Here is a 23,220-nt window from a genome sequence, read left to right on the forward strand (position 1 = left end):
GATCTCGAAAGGAGTTAAACCTGCATCCAGGGCTTCCTGGACGAGGGGACCAGTACCATTGATGTCCTGGTTGACAATCGCATCTCTGAGTTTATCATACATTTCCTGTTTTCCCATTAAATCACCTTATTTATATATTATAGATAACCGGCGTGTCCTTAAAGGAAACTATCTGCCGGCTAACAACTACTAAGAACCTGATTATTTATTTTATATAAATGTTTTTAGTATCGAACATAACTATTTATACTTAAAAACACAACCAAAGGGCATGCCAAAAAAAGAAATGTATCCTATTAAAGAAAAGATGAGCATGGAAAGCCTGGAAAAAAGGATAAGATACATAGAATACCTTACAAAAGTTTTGACTCGGTTGTACTTCATAAGATATCGATACAAAGGTTTTTCAGTGGAAGAATCTGCAAAAAAAACAGGCGTCACAAAAAGGGTTGGTTACATATGGCAGAGAAGATGGAATCGGGATGGATATCCCGGATTATTTCCCAGATATGGAGGTGGCAGACCTTCAAAGCTCAGTGAAGAACAGAAGTACGAACTGAAAAATATACTTCGGGAAAAAAGGAAATGGAAAACTTCTGATGTACAGGCAATTATAAAAGAAAAATTTAATGTGGATTATTCATCAAAACAAGTAAAAGTGATTATTGATTCTTTATCGTAATAGTATACGAAGTTACGTAATATACAGAACAACATTAATTAAAAAGTAGGATTACTGACTAAGTCAAATTAAATATATACTATAACAACCTAGTAAAATACTCTAAATTGTACTTTATTAAATATAATGGCACTAATGAGAAGAGAAGAGGAATTTTTTTAAAATAAGTTTTTATTATCCAAAAATTATATTCATAAAACATGGAAGATAGAGGCGACAGCGTTTTGAATAGAGGCTGTAATGCAATCGGAGTTGCTTTTGATGAGGCACCGCAAGAATTACTAGAGGCTTTTAACAAAACAAGTCTTATTATCAGCAAAGGTATGGCAAATTACGAAAACCTTACAGAAGGAATATGGCTCCATTGCTTATCTGCTGCAGACAAAATGCGAAAGTGTTGCGCTGGACATGGGCCTTGAGAAAGGTTATTCGGTTGCCAAACTCATGAGGTGAAGTTATGTGTGAACTAAAAGCGATTCTGGAAAGGGGAGAAGAAAATAGAGATATTATTATGGAGTCAACTACACGTGTAATTGTGGAAGGAGACGAAATTGAACTTACAGGCATATTCGGTGAAAGAGAAAATGTCCAGGGTTCGATAAAGGAAATCAATTTCTCAAAGGGAGAGCTTATAATACTCGGAAATGATTAATGATCAAAACCGGGGGAATAGGAGCAAATCCCTTTAACTATATATAGCCGACATTACAGGGAGGTACATAAAATGACAGTCAAAGTTGCAATAAACGGTTACGGAACCATCGGAAAGAGAGTTGCAGACGCTGTAAGCGTCCAGGAAGACATGGAAATTATTGGAGTGGCAAAGACCCGCCCTAATTTTGAAGCTTTTATGGCAAAGAAAAAGGGATATGATGTGTTTGCACCTGAAGATCGGATTAAGGGGATGGAAAAGGCAAACCTTGAAGTTGAAGGTTCCATTGATGATATGCTTGAAAGGGCAGATGTCATTGTAGACTGTACACCCGGTGGAATTGGTGAAAAGAACAAGCCAATTTACGAAAAAGCAGGTGTCAAAGCTATCTGGCAGGGTGGGGAAGACCACGAACTTGCAGGTTGTTCATTCAATGCACAGAGCAATTATGAAGAAGCACTAGGAAGGGATTTTGTACGGGTGGTATCCTGTAATACGACCGGCCTCTGCAGGGTCATCAAACCTCTTGATGACGAGTTTGGAGTAAACAAAGCAAGAGTGACCCTGATGAGAAGGGCTGCTGACCCGGCGGATATCAAGAAAGGACCGATCAATGCTATTGTCCCCAATCCCATAAAACTGCCGTCCCATCACGGGCCGGATGTCAAAACCGTCCTCCCCGACATCGATATCGCTACTACAGCTGTGAAACTTCCTACTACACTTATGCACCTGCACACTATCAACATGGAACTGAATAGCGAATGTACGGCGGAAGAAGTAGAAGCGTTACTGGCCAAACAATCCCGTGTGCGTTTTGTCGGACAGGGCATAACTTCCACGGCTGAGGTAATGGAAATGGCTCGTGATATGAACCGCCCAAGGTCTGACATGTGGGAAAACTGTGTATGGAACGAATCTATCACGATATATGAAGGAGAACTATACTTCTTCCAGGGAATCCACCAGGAATCAGATGTGATTCCCGAAAATGTCGATGCAATACGTGCTGTGATGGAAGTTGAAAAGGACGGAACAAAGTCCGTAGCAAAAACTAACAAAGCAATGGGTATCTAATACCCATCTTTTTTATGCAATCGATACAAAGTCTCCTTGAAGTTTGCAATCATGCTTCAAAAGAGGCTAACGAGTCTATAAAGGACCTTGTCGGAAAAAGAAAAGCATACAAATCCGTCTACATGGGAGCGGACGGAACTCGTACAAGGCTGATCGATGACAGGGCTGAAAAGGCAATTTTTGAAGTGTTGAAAAGTTATGGCAATTGCCGCATCCTCAGCGAAGAGTATGGGGAATACATTCCTGATAAAAAACCTGAAATCACTTTTGTAATCGACCCTCTTGACGGCACATATAATGCAGCCCACGGAATCCCGTTTTATTCAACTTCCATTGCTGTTGGCAATGCGGACCTTTCTTCAATCTACTTTGGATATGTTAAAAATCTCTGCACAGGTGATATCTACCATGCATATAAGGGTGAAGGAGCATATCTAAATGGCAATCCAATAAATACATCCAACAGAAAACTATTAAAAAATTTCAGTGTCAGTCTTTACGGTTACCGTAACAATGTAGAAAATACCCTGGAGCTTTCCAGAAAAGTAAGAAGGGTTCGAATACTGGGAAGTGTGGCTCTGGAACTCTGCTATGTTGCCTGCGGTAAACTTGATGCTTTTGTAGATATCAGGAATTCACTGAGACTGATTGATGTTGCTGCAGGAAAACTTATCCTTGAAGAAACAAATGGAAAGGTAACCAACGGAAAAGGTACAGAGTTACATCTTCAGGATAGTGTTGTAAACAGGCTTTCCATGATAGCATCAAACGGACATGCCCACAGGGACATACTCAATTTTGTGGGGAGAAAAGATGAAAGTAAATAAAATTGGTATAACCTCTAAATATGATAGTCCGCAAGCCCTGGAAATGGTTGAGACTATTGTGAAAAGGTTCACTTCACAAATTAAAATTTTTCTGGATGAGGGGTCCTTTGACATGCTTAATCTTCCTGAAACAGAACGAATGCCTGTGGAAAAAATGAAAGAAGCAGGTGCCAACCTGATGATTTCAATCGGAGGAGACGGAACTGTTCTGCGCAGCATATCCAGGATGGATGATCCACTACCACTTCTGGGAATTAACATGGGCATGCTGGGTTTCCTTGTGGATGTGATGCCTGAAGAGGCAATTCCTACAATCGAGAATGTGCTGGAAGGATTCGAATATACCGAACGTTGTCGTATTGCAGTCAATCTCAACGGTGAAGAGTTACCCTGTGCCACAAATGAAGTTGTACTGACCACAGCCAGACCTGCCAAGATACTAACATTCCGGGTAACGGTTGACGGATGTATGATAGAAGAGTTCAGATCTGACGGAGTAGTGATCGCAACCCCCACAGGATCCACAGCTTATGCTATGAGTGCCGGCGGACCTATTCTGGATCCCAGGGTCAATGCTACCCTCATAGTACCTCTTGCCCCATTCAAACTTTCAGCCCGCCCCTGGGTGGTACCTTCTGACAGACCCATAAAGGTCGAAATAACTATTCCGGAAAAGGAAGCTGCTGTTGTTATCGATGGACAGCATACTTACACAATGAAAAAAGATGATACCATTTGTCTTACAAAAGCAAAAAATCCTGCTCGTTTTGTAGTGACTGAACGTAGTGGATTCTATGAAAAAGTACAGTCAAAACTTCGATGATACAAACACATATCTTTAAATATAAAAGTAAAGATAGGACCGGATAGCGATAACATGGCTCCAAATAAAGAATATTCCAGAAATGAAATGATGGATTTTATTGATATCGAACCTCTGGATATAGAAATATGTGATGTGACCCTCAGGGACGGTGAACAAACTCCCGGTGTTGCATTTACCAAAGAAGAGAAAATGGACCTGGCAAGTGAACTGGATGCAATTGGTGTCGAGATTATTGAAGCCGGATTTCCTGTCGTTTCTTCTTCTGAAAAAGAAACCATGAAGGAAATTAGCAATATGGGGCTGAATGCAAAAACGTGTTGCCTGGCCCGGTCCATCATAGGGGATGTAGATGCTGCTATTGATTGTGATGCCGATATAGTGAGCATTTTCATAGCTCTTTCAGACCTTCACCTGAAACACAAATATCACCGCTCCTGCAGCGATGTACTGGGTTGCTCAATGGAAGCAGTAGAATATGCAAAAGACCATGGACTTAAAGTCAGGTTTGCCGCAGAGGATGCAACGCGTACACCCATACCCACCCTGCAACATGCATTCCAGGAAGCAGAAAAATACAATGTTGATTATGTGAGCATCGCTGATACCATAGGAATATTGAATCCTTCAACTACCAAATACATGGTTGAAAAGATAAAAGAAAAGGTACATACACCCATATGCATTCACTGTCACAATGATATCGGACTTGCCACTGCAAATACTTTAGCAGCAGCTGAGGCAGGAGCAAAGCAACTCCATACCACCGTAAATGGTATCGGAGAAAGAGCAGGAAACGCTCCTCTTGAAGAAGTACTTGTAGCCCTTCGTGTACAGTACGGAATCGAAAACTACGATACCACACATCTTAATGGTCTTGCAAGAAAAGTTGAAGATTATTCCGGTCTGACAACTCCCGTGAATAAGGCTATTGTGGGCAAACATGCCTTCACGCATGAATCAGGGATACACGTCATGGCAATTCTGGAAGAGCCGCGGACTTACGAACTCTTTTCCCCGGAAATGGTGGGTGGGGTCCGAAACCTTGTAGTCGGTAAGCATACAGGACTGAAGGCCTTAAAAGGAATAATTAAGGACATGGGATATTCCCTTGAACACGAAGAATTATGTGCATTAATGGAGAAAATAAAGAATTGTACAGAAATCAAAGGTGGAATTACAAGGCCACATCTGGAAGAAATGATCGATGATATCAGATCCTGTAAAAGAGATGATGATATTTAAGACATCTCTTCTTCAGGTATCGAAACCCCTCCTGTATTCAAAATTACAACATAGTCAGAAGAATTCCTAAGGGCAGTTGAAAATCCAGGTTCTACACCAAAGATTATAGTTTCTTTGCCGTGTTCATTTGCTTTATTCAATAAGGGTTTAAAATCAGCATCTCTTGTCACAAGTGCAAGAGTATCGATATTGGGATTATGAACAAGATCCATTCCCTCAACAGCAAGCCTTACATCCACATCGCTTGAACAAATAACAGGTTCGAAACCATTGTTTTCCACGGCTTCTACAAGTTTATTAGAAGCATACTGATTAAGGAAAACACGTCCTATCTTGACATTACCGTACTCTTTCAATACATCCCTTATTTCTTCTAAGTTTACATCAAATTCCTTTCTCAGAACATTGGGACCATCTACAAGAAGTCCAATACTCCGTCGCCCTATTTCCTTTTTAGTACTCAGATATTTGACTATAGAATTAAATCCGGTTTTTACATTCTGCATATTGCCTCTTATTGCAGGTATAAACATTATAACAATAAATATGTGCAACCACAGTATCAACAACAATTAACCATAATTACTATTAATGATTATAATAACAACTAAGGACCTGCAAACCTTATAATCTTTCAGCAAGCAACCATTCGTTTACATTCTTTTTGGAATATGAATCATCCACAAGTACGAAATAGTTTTTGTACCTCCTTCCTTCTTTCTTTCTCCTGTACATAATTTCTCCCCTGTATAAGAGAAATTTATTGAAAATATCCTCAAATTGCATTCTTTCGTCATTTGTCAACTCAATGATAGATTGGCCATCACGGTACCAGTTATACACCCTTAAAACAAATACTTCTCTTATTCTTTTTAATCCTTCGGCCTGTTCAAAAGAGTCAAAGTATAAAGTCTTTCTAATTTCAGGTGACCAGGCTGCAATTTTTTTTTCCATGTCAATAAATTGCACGGGAATTTCTTCCCCTTCACGTGGCCTGGGATACAGTAAAGAAAGATGCCTTATAGAGTCCAATCTCACCACCGCCTGTATAAGAAACTCCGGGAAACCTTTAGGTTCTTCTTAAGTCTGCGCCCCACAATGATGCCGACAAAAACTCCGCTCAAGTGAGCTGCATGTGCTATCATGTCGCCGGAAATATTCACGTACATGAAAGATAAGTCCACTATCACAAAGAGTATTAGAGCAGATTTGATGGTCATTGGGAAGAAAAAGACATATACGGGCAGATTTGGTTCAAGAATGGCAAGGGTTGCAAAAACCCCCATTATTGCCCCACTGGCCCCGACCATCGGGTAACTGGTAGAGGTCGTTGCGATGAAACCTAAAGCTGCAACTATCCCGGAAATAAAATACAGGTAAATAAACATTGAATTGCCAATGCGCCTCTCCAGTATCCTGCCAAAGAAATAGAGAACAAGCATATTGAAGAACAGGTGACCAAGACTTGCATGGAGAAACATATGAGAAATCAAAGTCCAGGGCCTGGATAGAATATTACCCGGTTCAAGCTGGAATAAAGTGTAATATGGTTGGCCCAGCAGGAGCTCCAGGAAAAATGAAAATATACATATAATTATTATGGCCATTGAGGGGCTAGAATAAAAGGAGCGTTTAGTCCTGTTAAATGCACTCCCGGCCGCACCTTTTGCAGCATTTTTGGTAGCTTCTTTAAAAAAATCCTTCACAATTTGATCTGTACCGGAAGTACTGCGTCCTCTGGTACCACTACTTCCAGCTGCACTTTGTGCAGAGCTGAAACGAGTCCCATCGCCCAGGCCTTCACAGCCATGTCTTTCAGGAAGACGATGATCAGAACAAAATGTTTTCCCACAGTAGCGGCATGTATACATCACTGGCTCTTTCTTACCGCATATCCAGCATTGGTTATCCAAAATATCCTCCTACCTAAACACATATGCAAAAGTAAATAAATCTATTTCCATAATCAGAAAGCAGGTTGAATTAACAGCGCAAACAAATAAAAAGAATTATCTATTATAATCATGATAAATACCGGAAAGACTTATATACTGAATCTACATTAGTTATGACACAGTCCACTACTGTATAAACTATTAACTTTTTATCAAACTATAACACTCCCATCAAAGCTATACAATTTATAGCGATGGGACACCCAGGAGGACAATACATAGATGAGTGAACTTAAAACAGGGACATTCTCTGTCAGCGACCTGGAAAACGTCCAGATCAACATCGGAAGCATTGTAGGTGCTATCGAAAAAACCGCCGCTGAAGAAGGAGAAGTCGGCCTTACTGTAAAACCCAACATCTCCGGACTGAGGGATTGGGACTATAAACTTCTTGAAAGATACAACCCGGTCTATACACCTATGTGTGACCAGTGTTGTTACTGTACATTCGGTACCTGTGACCTTACCGGGAACAAGGAAGGAGCATGTGGTATCAACATGGAAGGCCATAATGCCAGAGAATTCATGCTGCGTGTGATTACAGGAGCATCAGCTCACTCCGGTCACGGAAGACACCTACTCCACCACCTGATAGACAAGTATGGAGCAGATTATCCGCTTAAAGTTGGACAAACAAATATAATTGCTCCCAATGTCCAGATGGTTACAGGCAAAAAACCTGAAACTCTCGGTGATCTGGAAGGCGCCCTGAGTTATGTGGAGGAACAACTGGTCCAGCTTCTTGCGTGTGTCCATGTAGGACAGGAAGGAGAGGCAATCGATTTCGAATCCAAGGCGATGCATGGTGGTATGCTCGATCATGTAGGAATGGAAGTTTCCGATATCGCACAGATTTCCTGTCTGGAAATGCCAAAAGCGGATGAAAACGCGCCCCTATCAGAAATTGGTATGGGAACAATTGACTCCGAAAAACCTGTCCTGCTGGTAATCGGTCATAACGTTGCCGGAGTAACCAACATTATAGACTATATGGAAGACCATGACCTGACCGACAAAATGGAGCTTTGTGGTCTGTGCTGTACCGCTCTGGACATGACAAGATACAGGACCGAGGGAGGAGACGTACCAAAGGCCAAGGTTGTCGGAACCCTTGCCAAAGAACTCAAGATGATACGTTCCGGTGTTCCTGACGTTATTGTTGTCGATGAACAGTGTGTACGCGCCGACGTGCTAAGGGAAGCACGGAAACTTATGATGCCTGTCATCACAACCAATGATAAAATCATGTATGGACTGCCTGACAGGTCCGAAGATGATATAGAGGATATCATCGATGATCTCAAATCCGGCAGGGATGATGGTGCCCTGATACTTGACTTTGAAAAACTCGGTGAAGTTGCCCCCAGACTTACACAGGAAATGTCAAAAATTCGCAAGGAAAAAGGTGTCGTATCCCTACCTACCGAAGAAGAGTTCAACGAACTTACCTCCAGATGTGTACATTGCCTTGCATGTGAACTCGAATGCCCAACTAACCTGCCAATCAGTGATGCCATGACCGCTGCTGAAGAAGGTGACCTCAGGCCTTTCGAAATACTTCATGACAAATGTGTAGCCTGTGGCAGATGTGAGCAGGCATGTCCAAAGGATATACCTGTCCTCAATGTAATTGAAAAGGCATCCCAGAGAGTAATCCGGGAAGAAAGGGGCAAAGTTCGTGTCGGACGTGGCCAGATAAGTGACCCTGAAATCCGTGAAGAAGGCGTCAATCTTGTTATGGGTACCACACCCGGTATCATTGCAATGGTTGGATGTTCAAACTATCCGGATGGAACAAAAGACCTGTATCGGATAGCCGATGAAATGTTGAGGCGTAACTATATTGTCCTGATGTCGGGATGTTCTGCAATGGACCTTGGCATGTATCAGAACGATGACGGGGAGACCCTTTACGAGAAATATCCGGCAAAGTTCCAGAAAGGAAATCTCATCAACGTGGGCTCATGTGTTTCCAATTCCCATATCACAGCTGCTACCATAAAAGTTGCCGCAATCTTTGCGCAACGTAACATTACAGGAAACTACGAAGAGATCGCCGATTATATCCTGAATCGTGTTGGAGCGGTTGGCGTAGCATGGGGAGCATATTCCCAGAAAGCATCTTCAATTGGAACCGGCTGCAACAGGCTTGGAATTCCTGTAATCCTTGGTCCTCACGGTTCAAAATACCGCAGAGCACTCATAGGCAAACCCTATGAAGAAGATAAATGGAAGGTCCTGGATGCAAGAAACGGGGAAACAATGGATATCCCGCCAGCTCCGGAGTTCCTGCTTACAACCGCAGAAACCATTGATGAAATGATGCCTATGCTTGCCAAGAACTGTATCCGTCCAAGTGACAACAACATGGGAAGAATGATCAAACTGACTCATTACATTGAGCTCAGTGAAAAATACCTGGGAATAATGCCTGATGACTGGTACAAGTATGTAAGGAATGAAACAGACTTGCCACTTGCAAGACGTGAAGAATTCCTCAAGAAACTTGAGCAGGAATACGGATGGGATATCGATTGGAATAAAAAGAAGATTGTATCCGGACCCACCAGTAAACTGGATGTATCGGCCCAACCCACCAATGTGGAAAGATTGTGCAAGGAGGCTTAAAAATGGCTGATGTTTCAAAAAACCTGAAGGTCTATACAACATATGGGCCTAAATCTGCCAGGGGTACAAAGCCAGCTATTGTAGCAAAAATGATCGAAAAAGCTAAAAGGCCTCTTTTCGTTGTTGGCTCGGAGGTCCTGGAGGAAAAACTCCTTGCCCGTGCACAAGCCATAGCAAAGAAGGGTATCCCTGTAGCTGCTACCGGGCATTCCATAAAAGGATTTATCGATGAAGAGGGAGTGGATGCAAAATATATCAACATCCATTTCCTTGGTTCTTTTCTTTGTGACCCAAAATGGGCCGGATTGGATGATAACGGATGTTATGATCTGATAATCCTGCTTGGACATAAAAAATATTATATTAATCAGGTCCTTTCAGGACTGAAGAATTTTTCAGACCTGAAAACAATTAACATAGGAAAACATTATACCCAAAATGCTACCTTGTCTTTTGGTAATGTTACACCTGAAGTACATCTGGAAGCACTGGACGAACTTATTGATAACCTTTGAATTTTAAAGAAGGAGGATATTAACAATGGCTGAAGATTTTCCTTTTGAAATTTCTCCAATGTTTGAAGGAGAAAGAATCAGAAAAAATGATATGTACGTGGAACTTTCAGGTCCCAAATCCATTGGTTTTGAACTTGTAAAGGCAGCTGAGATGGATGATGTGGTAGACGGCAAGTTTAACATGATCGGTCCGGACATCCAGGATATGGAAGAGGGAGGAAGATACCCTTTTGCCATGATATACAAGATTGCCGGGGAACTTGTTGAAGAAGACCTTGAATCCATTGTGGAAAGAAGAAACCACGATTTCCAGAATTATATACAGGGGCTTATGCACCTGAACCAGCGTTATGATGTGTGGGTTCGTTTAAGCAAAGAGGCTGTGGAAAAAGGTGTTACCTCCTTTGAATCTATTGCTCAGGCAATAATGATGCTTTTCAAGAACGAACTCCCGTTCATAGAGAAGGTGGAAGCTACCTATATCACGGACAAGGACGAGATTGAAAAACTCATGGACGAGGCAAAAGCCAAATACAAGGCCAGGGATGACAGGACCCGTAATCTTCACGATGAGGATGTTGATACGTTCTATGGATGTACTCTCTGTCAATCTTTTGCACCGTCCAATGTATGTGTAATAACCCCGGACAGGATATCCCTCTGTGGTGCTATCAACTGGTTTGACGGCAGGGCAGCCGCCAAGGTCGATCCTGAAGGGCCCCAATTCGCAATACCTAAAGGGGATGTAATAGATGAAGAATCCGGTGAGTATACCGGTGTAAACGAGACTGCAAAATCCCTGTCAAGCGGGGAATATGATCGTATAAAACTTCACTCATTCTTGGACCATCCACACACATCCTGCGGATGCTTTGAAGTTGTAGGTTTCTATATACCCGAGGTTGACGGTATCGGATGGGTAGACAGGGATTTTACAGGAGCTGCACCAAACGGACTCCCCTTCTCCACGATGGCCGGGCAGACAGGAGGAGGAAAACAGATCAGTGGATTTTTGGGAATTGGTATCAACTACTTCCGTTCTCCCAAGTTCATCCAAGCTGACGGTGGATGGGAACGTGTGGTCTGGATGCCAAAACATCTCAAAGACCGTGTATCTGACGATATACCGGATGACATTGCAGACAAGATTGCTACTGAAGAAGACGTATCAGATCTGGAAACACTCAGGAACTTCCTGGAAGAAAAGAACCATCCAATTGTCAATAGATGGGAAAAGGAAGAAGAGGAGGAGGCTACAGAGGAAGAAGAAACTCCACAACAAGCCGCTCCCGCCATGCAGATGCCTGCCTCAATGCCAATGAATATGCCAGCCATGCCAACTTCCGGAAGTGGTGGTGTAAAGATCATTCTCAAAAATGCAAAGGTATCTGTTGATAAGGTAATCATTAAGAAGAACGAGTAATAGAGAGGTTTCTCTGTGACAAAAATCATTGCGATTACAGGTAAAGGCGGCACCGGGAAGACGGCCATAACGACCCTTCTGCTGCGCCATCTGACAAAAAGTGATAAGGTTGTCCTGGCAATCGATGCTGATCCGGATACCAATCTCCCGGAAACCCTGGGATGTGAGGCAGACCGTACCATCGGTGACATCAAGGAATACATGATGAATGAACGAGACAACATGCCACCAGATATCAACAAGGAATCGATATTCGAATCCAAGATATACGAGACACTCAACGAGTTACCTGACTATGACCTGCTGGTTATGGGAAGGCCCGAAGGATCAGGTTGTTACTGCTATGTAAACAATCTGCTGCGGGGGATAATGGACCGCCTGACCGAAAACTATGACGTGGTTATCATGGATATGGAAGCAGGTCTTGAACACTTCAGCAGGAAGACTATCAGGAATATAGATGATCTCCTGGTGGTTACCGATGGTTCCCGCAGAGGAATGGGGACTGCCGAGAGAATCAGTGAACTTGTGCATGAGCTGGAAACAGATGTGCGCAATATCCATGTGGTCGCAAATAAAGTCACAGAAGACAATAAAGAACAGATCCAGAAAACTGCGAATGAACTTGGCCTGAAATTAATAGGCCTTGTTCCAACGGATGAAAGTATTGCAGAGAGAGATCTTGCAGGGGAAGCTCTCTATGACCTTCCCGAAGATTCGAAAGCCGTTATCGAAGTTGAAAGAATCGCAGTAAAACTTGGATTATAATAAATAATCAGATGGTGGAAGTGGAATGTCAGATAAACTCAAACTTTCAGACCTTAATAATATCTTAAAAGACCTCGATGTGGAATCCCTGGAAGGGGTTACTATTGAAGGTGACATAGAACTTGATATACAGGGAGGCGGGGGAATGAATCCGGCTATGGCTTATGCCCTTGGCCATGAAGCCGCCCAGATCTCCCTTCATGTGGCAAACATCGCCAGAATGCTGGGCTATCCTGTAGACCAACTCTTTGCACAGTGTCTTGGAGCCGGAGGAGAAGCTGCAGCATTACAGACAGAACCTGCAATAGAGGAACTGTTGCAGGCTAAATTCGATGTTGCCAGAAGTAGCGAATGGAATACACCTATCCAGGAAGTAACCCTCGGTGCAACTTCCGCAGACGGAGGAAGCCGTGACCACACAATAACCCTGGGTGGCGAAAAGGCAATGCCATTCTATTTTGATGCAGAAATGCCCAACCGTAATTATGTCACAATGGATGTCTTTGACATGCCTATCTCAATGGCAAAGGCTGTCAAATCCAATTACGAAGACGTTATGGGGGACCCTGCAGAATGGGCTAAAAAAGTTGTCAATGAGTATAATGCGGATATGGTTACAATTCACCTGATTTCTACAGATCCTTTAATCAATGATACTCCTGCAAAAGAAGCTGCAAAGGTAGTAGAGGATGTATTACAGGCAGTTGATGTGCCTATCGTAATCGGTGGTTCAGGAAATCCACAGAAAGACCCTGAAGTACTTGAAAAAGCCGCAGAGGTTGCCGAAGGAGAATGTGCCCTGCTTGCATCCGCAAGTCTAAACCTGGATTATGAAAGGGTTGCAAAGGCGGCAACGGATTACGGTCATGCAGTCCTTTCCTGGACCCAGCTTGAAATCAATGCTCAGAAAGAACTCAACCGTAAACTAATGAAGCAGTGTAATGTCCCACGTGAAAGCATTGTGATGGATCCAACAACAGCAGCCCTGGGATATGGTCTTGACTATGCTTACAGTAACATGGAAAGGGTACGATTATCCGCCCTTATGGGTGACGATGAACTTAACTTCCCGATATCCTCCGGTACCACAAATGCCTGGGGCGCACGTGAATCCTGGATGAAACAATCACCCCTTAAGGAAGATTCTGACTGGGGACCCAGGGAATACAGGGGACCCATCTGGGAGATCGTTACAGGACTGTCCCTTGCCCTTGCAGGCAATGACCTGTTCATGATGATGCACCCAACATCCGTACAGGTGCTCAAAGAGATTACACAGACTCTCTATGGCAATATTGAAGCAAAGAACCCGGACATCACCAACTGGATCACTGCGGAGGTATAATATGAAGATAAATAGCCCCCTTGATGCTTACAAATACCTGCCGGGAACAAACTGTGGCAGGTGTGGTGAAGATACATGTATGGCCTTTGCCTCACACCTTATCGACCGTTCCAAAAGTGGCGAAGACTGTCTGCCCATGGTAGAGGAAGACAAGTATGCAAAGAAACTCGAGGAACTGGAAAAACTGCTTGCCCCGGAAATCAGGGAAGTTACCATTGGCACTGGTGAAAAATCAGTCACCATTGGTGGAGATGATGTCCTTTTCCGTCATAAATTGACCTTCTTCAATAAGACAGCCTATGCATACGATATCACCGACACTATGGATGATAAGGAACTTGAGGAAAGAATCAATACTATCCAGACTTTCAAGAAATTCTATGTGGGAGAATTCCTCAACCTTGATATGGTAGCGGTACGGTGTGTATCCGGCAAACCCGAAACTTTTGCAGATACTGTGAAAAAGGTAATCGGACTTACAGAATTACCACTTGTACTCTGTTCTTTTGATCCGGCAGTATTAAAAGCCGCCCTGGAAGTAGCAGCAGACAAAAAGCCACTAATGTATGCAGCCAACCAGGAGAACTGGAAAGAAGTTGCCGGCCTTGCAAAGGAATACGAGGTGCCTGTAACCCTGTTCGCACCGAATGATCTGGACTTGCTCAAGTCAATGGCAAAGACATTTGCAGAAATGGGACTAGAGAACCTTGTGCTTGACCCGGGAACCTTCCCCACAGGCAAGGAAATGAAGACAACGTTCGAAAATTTCCTGAAGATCAGAAGAGCAGGTATAGATGGGGATGGCGAAGTTGCCTATCCCATAATGGCCGTTCCCCTGACTGCTTGGATGGCCTACGATGATGATGTCAGTGCATCCTACTGGGAAACTGTGGTAGCCTCCGTACTCACTGTTAAGTACGGCGACATTATGATCATGCATAGCATAGAGCCTTATGCATTGCTGCCTGAAGTGCACCTGAGAGATACCATTTATACGGATCCAAGAAAGCCTGTAACTGTTGATCCGGGTGTATGGGAAGTAGGTTCACCTACTGCTGATTCACCAGTTATAGTTACCACAAACTTTGCCCTCACCTACTATACAGTTGAGAGTGATATTTCTTCCAACAAGATAGACTGCTACATTGTGGTGGCAGACACCGAGGGTATCGGTGTGGAAGCCGCTGTTGCCGGTGGACAGCTGACCGCAGACAAGATCAAGAAGACTCTGGAAAATGCCAAGTTTGATCTTAAGGAAAAGACAAACTACAACACCGTCATCCTGCCCGGCCTGTCCGCACGTCTGCAGGGAGATGTCGAGGACAAGGTGGGTTCAAGGGTACTCATTGGACCGGCAGACTCCGGCAGACTTCCTGGATGGCTGGAGAAAAACTGGCCACCACAGGATAAATAAACTAAAAAAGCATCCGTTAAATACGGGTGCTTCAATTCTTTTTTTGCACCAAATTTATTAGTGCTGAAGATAGATGTATCACCCATGAAAAGCAAAGTCTTTTTTGTAGACCTGAAAGTGCGCAGAGATTGTGAAAATACAATTCAGAAGATCAAAAGATTGTATGATACAGCAGGTTTTGACAGAATCATCGATGAAGGCGATTTCACTGCCATTAAAATGCATTTCGGGGAAAAGGGCAATGAAGGCTTCATAAGTCCGGTCAACGTCAGACAGGTTGTGGATAAGATCCATTCTTCGGGTGCAAAGGCCTATCTTACCGATACCAACACCCTGTACTCAGGATACCGCCACAATGCTGTAGACCACCTTACAACGGCAATTGAACATGGATTTGGCTATGAAGTCACCAGGGCACCACTGATAATTGCAGACGGGCTGTTGGGCAACGGGTTCCGACAGATACCAATAAAGGGGAGACATTTTGACAGTGTTAAAATCGCATCCGAACTGCTTGACTGCCAGAGTATGATCGTAATGTCCCATTTCAAGGGCCATGAGCTTGCAGGTTTTGGAGGGGCGATCAAAAACCTGGCAATGGGCGGAGGTTCAGTAGCCGGGAAAATGGAGCAGCACAAAGGCCTTCATCCGGAAATTGATGCAAAACGATGTAACGGATGCGCAACCTGTGTGGAAGTATGCCCCTGCGATGCAATGGAGATTAATAGCGACAATATATCCACTATCGATGACGACAAGTGTATAGGCTGTGGAGAATGTATGACAGTATGCCCGGTCGAGGCGATTGATTTCAATTATGCCGATATACCCGACTTCATGGAAATGATAACCGAATATGCCCTGGGCACCGTTGCCGGCAGGCAGGAAAAAATAGGCTACATGAATTTCCTTGTCCGCATCACACCCGACTGTGATTGCGTGCCCTGGAGCGATGTATCGCTGGTACCGGATATAGGCATCCTGGCATCCACAGATCCGGTGGCTATTGACCAGGCAAGCCTGGACCTCGTAAACGAACAACAGGGTTTTACTGCATCCAAACTTGAAGAAAATATTGAACCCGGCAAAGACAAGTTCAAAGGTGTCTGGAAAAACAGCGCAGGAGATATCCAGTTAAGTTACGGTGAAGAAATAGGCCTTGGAAACCGGGATTATGAGCTGATCAGGATTTGACTCAAAACTAATAGCAGAAGTTTTGTAAGTCTTGATGATAATATTATTATTCTATGGATATCCTATAATGCAGCAAACAGCCTTATGAGTAAATTGCAGATTAATTGGTGAACATCACAGTTCCCAAAAACAAAATTCACTATCATTAAAAATATCAATAAAAATTCGGGACATATCTGATTGCCCGACAGATAACGGACGATACAAAATGAGTTACAAGATCGCAATAATGGGTGCTACCGGTGCGGTAGGCAGAGAAATTATCGAAGTATTGAGTAACAGGAAGTTCCCGGTAGAAGAATTGAAACTCTACGCATCACAGAGGAGCGCCGGCAAGGTAATGGAGACCCCTTTCGGAAAAATTACCATCGAAGATGCGGACACGGCAGATTACTCCGAACTTGACATTGCCTTTTTTGCAATAAGCGGCTCGTGGAGTAAGGCTAATGCCAAAAAAGCAACCGATGCAGGATGCTATGTGATTGATAACAGCAGTGCATACAGGTATGATGACAACGTGCCTCTTGTGGTTCCGGAAATCAATACTCATGCTATCGGGGATTCAAAGCTGATTGCAAACCCCAACTGTACAACCGCAATCGCAGCCATCCCCCTTTATGCCCTCCATAAAGAGTATGGTCTGGAGAAGGTCATTATCAGCACCTACCAGGCAACCAGCGGTGCAGGAGCCGCCGGGATGAATGAACTGATCAATGAGACAAGGAACTATCTTGAAGATAAAGAGGTATACCATCAGGCCTTTGTCCATCCTATTGTTTTCAACACTATCCCCCATATTGACAGTTTTCAGGAAAACGATTACACCCGTGAGGAGATGAAAGTCGTCTGGGAAACCCACAAGATATTTGAGGAACCCGATATCCCAATCAGCTGCACCTGTGTGAGAATCCCGACTCTCAGGGTTCACGGGGAAAGCATTGTTGTCGAAACTGAAAAACCAATTTCCCCGGATGAAGCCAAAAAACTGCTGGCATCGGTCGAAGGTGTTGAGTTGAAGGATGATATCGAGAACAATGTGTACCCGATGCCCCTGACAGCCACCCAGAAATACGATGTGGAAGTTGGCAGGATCAGGCAGAACATCGTGTTCGGAGACCACGGCCTGGAATTCTTTGTCTGCGGTGACCAGATCCTCAAGGGCGCCGCACTGAATGCAGTACAGATCGCCGAGCAACTTTAATTAAATTTATTCTGTGTAAAAGAAAAACTGAAAGATCTTTCTTTTTACATGTAATCAAAAATTAAAAAAGGTGGATATCCTATGATTAAGGATATCCTTATCTGTTCTTTTTTCACCTTCGTTTCCTTACAGCTGTCTTCTTCTGAAACCAACATACATGGCACCTACAGCTGCAAGCACCAGCACGGTTCCCACAATATCAGCACCCGAGAAGGATGAGCCACCGGATTCCTTATTCCGCGGGTTTTCCTTGGTCATCTCATAACCTTCCACATAATCACTACTGGATTCTGCTGATTCGGATGTTGGGTCCTGTGTAGATTCACCGTAACCCCCATCCAAAGTGCTGGTGGTCTGGTTTGAGGCTGAACCGGTGGTTGAAGCGTTCACTATCTGTGCACTGCCGACACCATCACTGCTGGAGGAGGTTGAAGAAGTAGATGATTTATCGGATGATCCAATTGCGGCTTCCAATTGCTCCTTGTATTTATCCATCGTTTCCTGGTCTACAACATTAGCACCTGGAACAGACATAATTCCATCTACATAATCATCCAGCAAAGGATTTCCGCAGGTATGATGACAACATGCAGCACCATTTTTAGCAACTGATTCTACATATTCACTAACAAGAGTTTTCTTTACTTCAGCAGATGGTTCCCAATAACCCTTTCGTATAGCTTCAATCATCCTTCCGGAGATTGACTGATAAGCTTCTGCATTGTTAGCATCGAACCACTCATTCATATCTTCATTAACATACATCTCATAGGTCTTCTTCCAGACACTATCATCTACGAGTTCGGGATTGGAAACTTCCCATCCCCACAGGTTGTCAACAAACTCGGCCATCATACGTCCTCCGGCATAACCGGATTCCTGCATGCCATTCATCCATTTAGGATTCCAATAGCGTGAACGCATATTTTTCATCAGGTATTCCTGCATACCCGCCATAGTTGCTGCATCCGGATCACGGGTGTCGGAGACGTACATTTCAGGAGTAGTACCTGAAACATGCCGTGTTGCAAGATTCAATGCACCGAAGTACTGGAAGAAGTCATCATTATCCAATGTATCATATAGGTTGGATGAATCCGAATGGATTGAAGCATCCACATTACGCAGGTTTGATGTGAGCAACTCAGAACTTTTGAAACCCCAGAGATCGTTTCCGTATACATAACCCATCTTCTCAAGGTATATCTCCGCAATCTGGCTTTCATCTTCCCAGGAACCACTTGCATCAATTGCATTACCAGTTCCTATTTCATAGGTACCATCCATTACCGCAAAGCAGCGCATTGTGGCAAGTTTGCGTGCAAGTTTATCTGCTTCCTCCTCAGCCATTTCCTTTGAAAACTGTGCATATAGTTCATCATAGATGGCAGATGTACTCTCATTCACATAGTTTGAATGGTTCCCTGCAGGTGCTTCATTTGCCATTGCAACAGCATGATCAAGCATCTTGATCTTGCCAGGGAAAGCGTCACGCATACCCGCAGTAGCATAGACAATATCAATTCTCGGTCTGCCGGGATAGTCACCATAAGAAGGCTGAAGTTCTTCTTCAGGTATCACTTCAAACTTATTCAGGTCAATTCTGCCGTTGGCGTCCCATCCCGGTTTTATACCAAGTAAGTAGAGGGCTTCTGCTTCCAGGGTGCCATGATCCCTTATGAATTCCACACCAAAACGCGAGAAGGACACTTTACGCGGATATTCACCATGTTTGTCATAATAATCCGTGAGCATCTGTTCTGCAAGGTATTTACCCAATCTCCATGTTGCTTCGGAAGGATATAACTGCGGATCCACTCCATAGAAATTCCTGCCTGTAGGTACTGCTGAAGGATTCATCACCGGATCTGTACCTGGGCCGGGTTCAATATAACCAGCCGAAAGTGCAGACATAACCCTGTCCATCTCGGCCGCAGATCCAATTAGCCTGTCCTTGTAGTCAATACCCCTTTCCAGATCACTGGAAACTGAAGCGTTAGTCCTATTGTACACAAGCATCTGGGAATCGTTCACACTGGTACCATTAGTTACCACTTCCCAGACCAGTTGATTTACCTTAGTATCATTTGAAGGAATGCCAAGAGGATATTCACTTTCTGGATAAAATGCTGCACTTACATTTTCTTCAAATTTGTTACCCAGCATGGCCCGAACCATACAGGAAAGCTCATCCTTTTCAGGATCTGTCATATTGGTAGACGGTACCTCTCCAAGAACATGCATACCATAAGGAATGTTTTCTCCCTCTACTTCTTCCACATATTCATGGAGTACATTCTTGATGAAATCCCCAAATTCAGTGGTATTATAATCGTAAAGTTCAGTAACATTCAGTCCCAAATCCACACTCAGGTTCAGATCAACTATCTCATCAATTATCTCAGCCTGGTAAGCCTGTTTTGTCTGTTCACTCATTTCCGGACCATAGTATGTTTGCATGAGCTGGGATAAATTGGCAATTTCACCATAAGTACCGGACCTAACAAGGGTAGGTGTCAGGTGATCGATGATCAGTGCATTGCCCCTGTACTCCGCTGTCAGGCCTTCCCCGACATTAGCAACTATATATGGGTAAATATTGGGTAGGTCCTGCAACAATATTGGTGCCCATTCTTCAGTCCTGTTGAGACCATATGTCTGCCCTGGAAACCATTCATGAGTACCGTGTGTTCCGAAATGAATTATAGCATCGGGATTCCACTCTTTGTTAAGCCAGAAGTAAAATCCAATGTACTGATGGGGAGGTGGTACAAGTGCACTGTGATAGAGAGTATCATCATTCTGCATCATTCCACGTGCAGGCTGCGGCATGAGCCAGACATTATCATATTGTACCGCCGGTATAACCAGATATTTACCGGTCTCATTTTCCCATATCATCAGGGATTTATTCTGTGGCAAGTCCTCTTCCCATGGAGCACCCCATTCTTCTATCACCTGATTCTGAAGATTTTGAGGAACTTCCTGTTCAAACCATTCATGATAGGTTTCCATAGGAATTAACTGCAGTCCCCATTCAGTCCTGTTTTCAACCATCTCATTCATTACTCCGGGTGCCCAGGAACCGGCGTTTATTCCCTGGGATTGTAATTGTTCAAGCAGGACTGAATTATTTTCAGGGATATTAGAAACCGTATAATTATTGGAATCCATTCTTTCGAGCAAAAGTCTCATGCTTATTATGGTATCAAGGTAACTGGCCCCGATATTATCCTTACCTGAAGGATAATTATAATAAATCACAGCAACTTTCTTGTCCTTATTTTCCTTGAGCTTGAGCTCAGCCCATTTAATGGAACGATTGCTAATCCAGTCAATCTGGGAATCAAGGGGAATATACTGGGTGCTGTCGGTGTCCGGGTCATATACAGCATTGCCTATCAATATATATTCAAAGATACCATCCACATTAGGTGCAATGGTCTTATACACCATCTGAGAATTGGGAATGCCCCTGTTAGCATCAGCAGGATCAGGATTTGTGGGAACATCGGCAACTATACCCCGCAGCACTGGCACATTAAGGGCTTTAAGTTGTTCTATTCCTTTCTCATTATCCCAATAATTCAACCTGAAACTTTTTAAAGATATTACAGATTGAACCAGAGGAGTGCCGTTCTCATTACAGTAATATTCGGTAATATTATTGAAGGTATCAAAGCCCACCAATACGTTGCAACCCTTGTTTTCAATATTCTCTATCAGGGCATTTACAACATCCAGTTGTTCCTTTGTGATGTCCGATCTATGAAACCACATTCCTATAGTGGGTTTTTCAGGATCATAACTATGGTTGCCTGCAGAAACATTGGAATACCATTGAATATATTCCCCGGTTGTCTCAAAGAAACGATTCTCTGATGCAGGATGATAAAGACCAACCTCAGGAATTACATCACCTTCATCAGAAATTGACCACCCTTCGGTCAGAAAATCCATTTCACCATATTCTCTTGAGGAATATATCAACAGGTTTTCAGCATTGATCCTGCCAGAGGAACTTTCGCCCATGTTAGCATAATAAAGGGCAATCGTGTCATTTTCTGAACCGTTGGATATATAATCAAAAAAGTCAGGCGCATTTGCTGAATTAATATCAAGCAGGGAAGAGCCATTACTATGTGCTTTAAGGAAAGTGCTGTTAAATTCATTGTTGTAACCTATCATGTCACAGAAAATAACATCCTGTGTGGAAAGGAAACCAGAATCAGAAGCATTGCTGAGCTCATCACTCATACCGTTTTGACCATAAGAAGGTATGTAGGTGAAGTTAATGAATTCCGCATAGGGATTGGTAAGACTTGCCTGTTCAATAGGTTTATTATGAGTGTAATAGACATAAGTGAAGTTCAGCTGTGGCCACTTATCCGTGATTTCCGGATGATTACCATAGTTCCTTGAAAGATGGAGTAACAGGTTTTCAGCACTCTTCAATCCGTTTCCTGAAGATTCCATGTTATTATAATAGTTGCATATAGGATCATTAACAGAACCATTTGATACATAATCAAAATATTCAGGTGTTAAACTAGATTTTACATCAAGCAAAGATGTACCATTTTTATATGGTCCATAAAAAGTATTGTTAAAATTCTCGTCATACATAATCATGTCACAGAATATAACATCCTGAGTCGATAGAAAACCTGAATCAGAAGCATTGCTAAGTTCATTACTCATCCCGCTATAATCAGATAGATAAGAGGGAATATAAGTAAAGTTTATAAATTCAGCATAAGGGTTGGTTCTGCTTGCCTTGGAAAGAGGGGTACTTGAAGAATCAGCTATGTAAGTAATATTGATCATGGGCCAGCTATCGGTGATCTCAGGGTGGTTGCCATAATCCCTTGAAAGATGTATCAACAGGTTTTCAGCACTTTTCCTTCCTGAATATGAAGAAATATCCATATTATTAAAATATGTGCAGATTTTATCTTCAGCCCATATTTCTTCCGTCCCGTTAGGTTTGTAATCAAAGTAAGAAGGAATATCGGATGACCGAATAGCTAACAAAGAAGTCCCATTGAGATGAGCTGCATATAATGTATCATTTAAAGGTTCCCAGCTAGGTTCCCACAACATATCACAGAAAATGACATCCTGAGTCAGCAGGAAATCATTTAAACCGTTGGTTGAAGCATTTTGAATCTCATCACTTACCGACCATCCATCATATGCAGGCACAAAAGTATAGTTTATCTGGTCAGAATAAGGATTGTCCAAAGAAGCGTTTTTCAAAATCGATTTTTGATCCTCAAGACCTATATATGTAATGTTAATCTGTTCATCTGCCGATACCGCCGGCATTGCCACTGCCAGCATAATCAATACACTTAAAACTAATATACTCATCTTTGCATGTTGCATATTATCGCCTCGATAGTATGCAGCACATCCCGACCCAAAAGCCCGCCAGCCGACAGGTCGGGATGGCACCACAATATTTTCAA

19 protein-coding genes are annotated in these 23,220 nt (G+C 43.0%); 15 read left to right on the forward strand and 4 right to left on the reverse strand.

The features are described from left to right. The first annotated feature begins 271 nt into the window (after nt 1-271). The 7 genes from A9957_RS04535 (at nt 272) to A9957_RS04565 (ending at nt 5,306) form a co-directional block, all read left to right on the forward strand. Nucleotides 272-682, forward strand: a complete 411-nt coding sequence (locus tag A9957_RS04535) for a helix-turn-helix domain-containing protein (RefSeq protein ID WP_096711256.1) — start codon at nt 272-274, stop codon at nt 680-682. Between the two features lie 200 nt (nt 683-882). Next, nucleotides 883-1,101, forward strand: a complete 219-nt coding sequence (locus tag A9957_RS04540; protein ID WP_243641470.1) for an ARMT1-like domain-containing protein — start codon at nt 883-885, stop codon at nt 1,099-1,101. A 38-nt stretch (nt 1,102-1,139) separates the two neighbouring features. Further along, nucleotides 1,140-1,334, forward strand: a complete 195-nt coding sequence (locus tag A9957_RS04545; protein WP_096711255.1) for a CooT family nickel-binding protein — start codon at nt 1,140-1,142, stop codon at nt 1,332-1,334. 72 nt (nt 1,335-1,406) lie between these two features. Continuing rightward, the gene (locus tag A9957_RS04550) at nt 1,407-2,411 is read left to right on the forward strand and encodes a type II glyceraldehyde-3-phosphate dehydrogenase (RefSeq protein ID WP_096711254.1); all 1,005 of its coding nucleotides are present in this window, start codon (nt 1,407-1,409) and stop codon (nt 2,409-2,411) included. A gap of 14 nt (nt 2,412-2,425) precedes the next feature. Then, entirely contained in the window at nt 2,426-3,238 is an 813-nt protein-coding gene (locus A9957_RS04555; protein ID WP_096711253.1) for a bifunctional fructose-bisphosphatase/inositol-phosphate phosphatase, read from the forward strand. Then, entirely contained in the window at nt 3,225-4,061 is an 837-nt protein-coding gene (locus A9957_RS04560; protein WP_128754542.1) for an NAD(+)/NADH kinase, read from the forward strand. The genes A9957_RS04555 and A9957_RS04560 overlap by 14 nt, the downstream gene beginning before the upstream one ends. A gap of 54 nt (nt 4,062-4,115) precedes the next feature. Beyond that, nucleotides 4,116-5,306 (forward strand): homocitrate synthase family protein, encoded by a 1,191-nt coding sequence (locus tag A9957_RS04565; RefSeq protein WP_096711251.1) that lies wholly within the window; start codon nt 4,116-4,118, stop codon nt 5,304-5,306. On the opposite strand, the gene A9957_RS04570 is transcribed toward A9957_RS04565, so the two are convergent. From A9957_RS04570 to A9957_RS04580, 3 genes are all read right to left on the reverse strand, one after another. Further along, nucleotides 5,303-5,812, reverse strand: coding sequence for a TIGR00288 family NYN domain-containing protein (locus A9957_RS04570; protein ID WP_096711602.1), 510 nt, complete (start codon nt 5,810-5,812; stop codon nt 5,303-5,305). The genes A9957_RS04565 and A9957_RS04570 overlap by 4 nt on opposite strands. 118 nt (nt 5,813-5,930) lie before the next feature. Next, entirely contained in the window at nt 5,931-6,338 is a 408-nt protein-coding gene (locus A9957_RS04575; protein WP_292343319.1) for a hypothetical protein, read from the reverse strand. A gap of 2 nt (nt 6,339-6,340) precedes the next feature. Continuing rightward, the gene (locus A9957_RS04580; protein ID WP_292343320.1) at nt 6,341-7,219 is read right to left on the reverse strand and encodes a rhomboid family intramembrane serine protease; all 879 of its coding nucleotides are present in this window, start codon (nt 7,217-7,219) and stop codon (nt 6,341-6,343) included. A gap of 264 nt (nt 7,220-7,483) precedes the next feature. On the opposite strand from A9957_RS04580, the gene cdhA reads away from it, so the two are divergent. From cdhA to A9957_RS04620, 8 genes are all read left to right on the forward strand, one after another. Beyond that, entirely contained in the window at nt 7,484-9,889 is a 2,406-nt protein-coding gene (cdhA, locus tag A9957_RS04585; protein ID WP_292343321.1) for a CO dehydrogenase/acetyl-CoA synthase complex subunit alpha, read from the forward strand. A gap of 2 nt (nt 9,890-9,891) precedes the next feature. Beyond that, entirely contained in the window at nt 9,892-10,404 is a 513-nt protein-coding gene (gene cdhB / locus A9957_RS04590) for a CO dehydrogenase/acetyl-CoA synthase complex subunit epsilon (protein WP_096711247.1), read from the forward strand. Between the two features lie 25 nt (nt 10,405-10,429). Further along, nucleotides 10,430-11,827: a CO dehydrogenase/CO-methylating acetyl-CoA synthase complex subunit beta gene (gene cdhC, locus A9957_RS04595; protein ID WP_096711246.1), complete on the forward strand. Its 1,398-nt coding sequence runs from the start codon at nt 10,430-10,432 to the stop codon at nt 11,825-11,827. Between the two features lie 15 nt (nt 11,828-11,842). Further along, on the forward strand, nt 11,843-12,595 hold the full coding sequence (locus tag A9957_RS04600; protein WP_292343322.1) for an AAA family ATPase: 753 nt from the start codon (nt 11,843-11,845) through the stop codon (nt 12,593-12,595). 25 nt (nt 12,596-12,620) lie between these two features. Continuing rightward, nucleotides 12,621-13,940, forward strand: a complete 1,320-nt coding sequence (gene cdhD, locus A9957_RS04605) for a CO dehydrogenase/acetyl-CoA synthase subunit delta (RefSeq protein WP_096711244.1) — start codon at nt 12,621-12,623, stop codon at nt 13,938-13,940. Nucleotide 13,941: 1 nt separating this feature from the next. Then, a complete protein-coding gene (acsC, locus tag A9957_RS04610; protein WP_292343323.1) occupies nt 13,942-15,354 on the forward strand; it encodes an acetyl-CoA decarbonylase/synthase complex subunit gamma in 1,413 nt (470 codons plus the stop codon). Between the two features lie 84 nt (nt 15,355-15,438). Next, complete coding sequence (locus A9957_RS04615; RefSeq protein ID WP_292343324.1) at nt 15,439-16,548, forward strand: DUF362 domain-containing protein; 1,110 nt, start codon at nt 15,439-15,441, stop codon at nt 16,546-16,548. A gap of 208 nt (nt 16,549-16,756) precedes the next feature. Beyond that, a complete protein-coding gene (locus A9957_RS04620; RefSeq protein ID WP_105460145.1) occupies nt 16,757-17,749 on the forward strand; it encodes an aspartate-semialdehyde dehydrogenase in 993 nt (330 codons plus the stop codon). 126 nt (nt 17,750-17,875) lie between these two features. Here the strand turns inward: A9957_RS04620 and A9957_RS04625 are convergent, their stop codons facing one another. After that, a complete protein-coding gene (locus A9957_RS04625) occupies nt 17,876-23,137 on the reverse strand; it encodes a cobaltochelatase subunit CobN (protein ID WP_292343331.1) in 5,262 nt (1,753 codons plus the stop codon). Nucleotides 23,138-23,220: the final 83 nt, after the last annotated feature.

It is taken from the genome of Methanohalophilus sp. DAL1 (assembly GCF_001683555.1).
Classification (GTDB): domain Archaea; phylum Halobacteriota; class Methanosarcinia; order Methanosarcinales; family Methanosarcinaceae; genus Methanohalophilus; species Methanohalophilus euhalobius.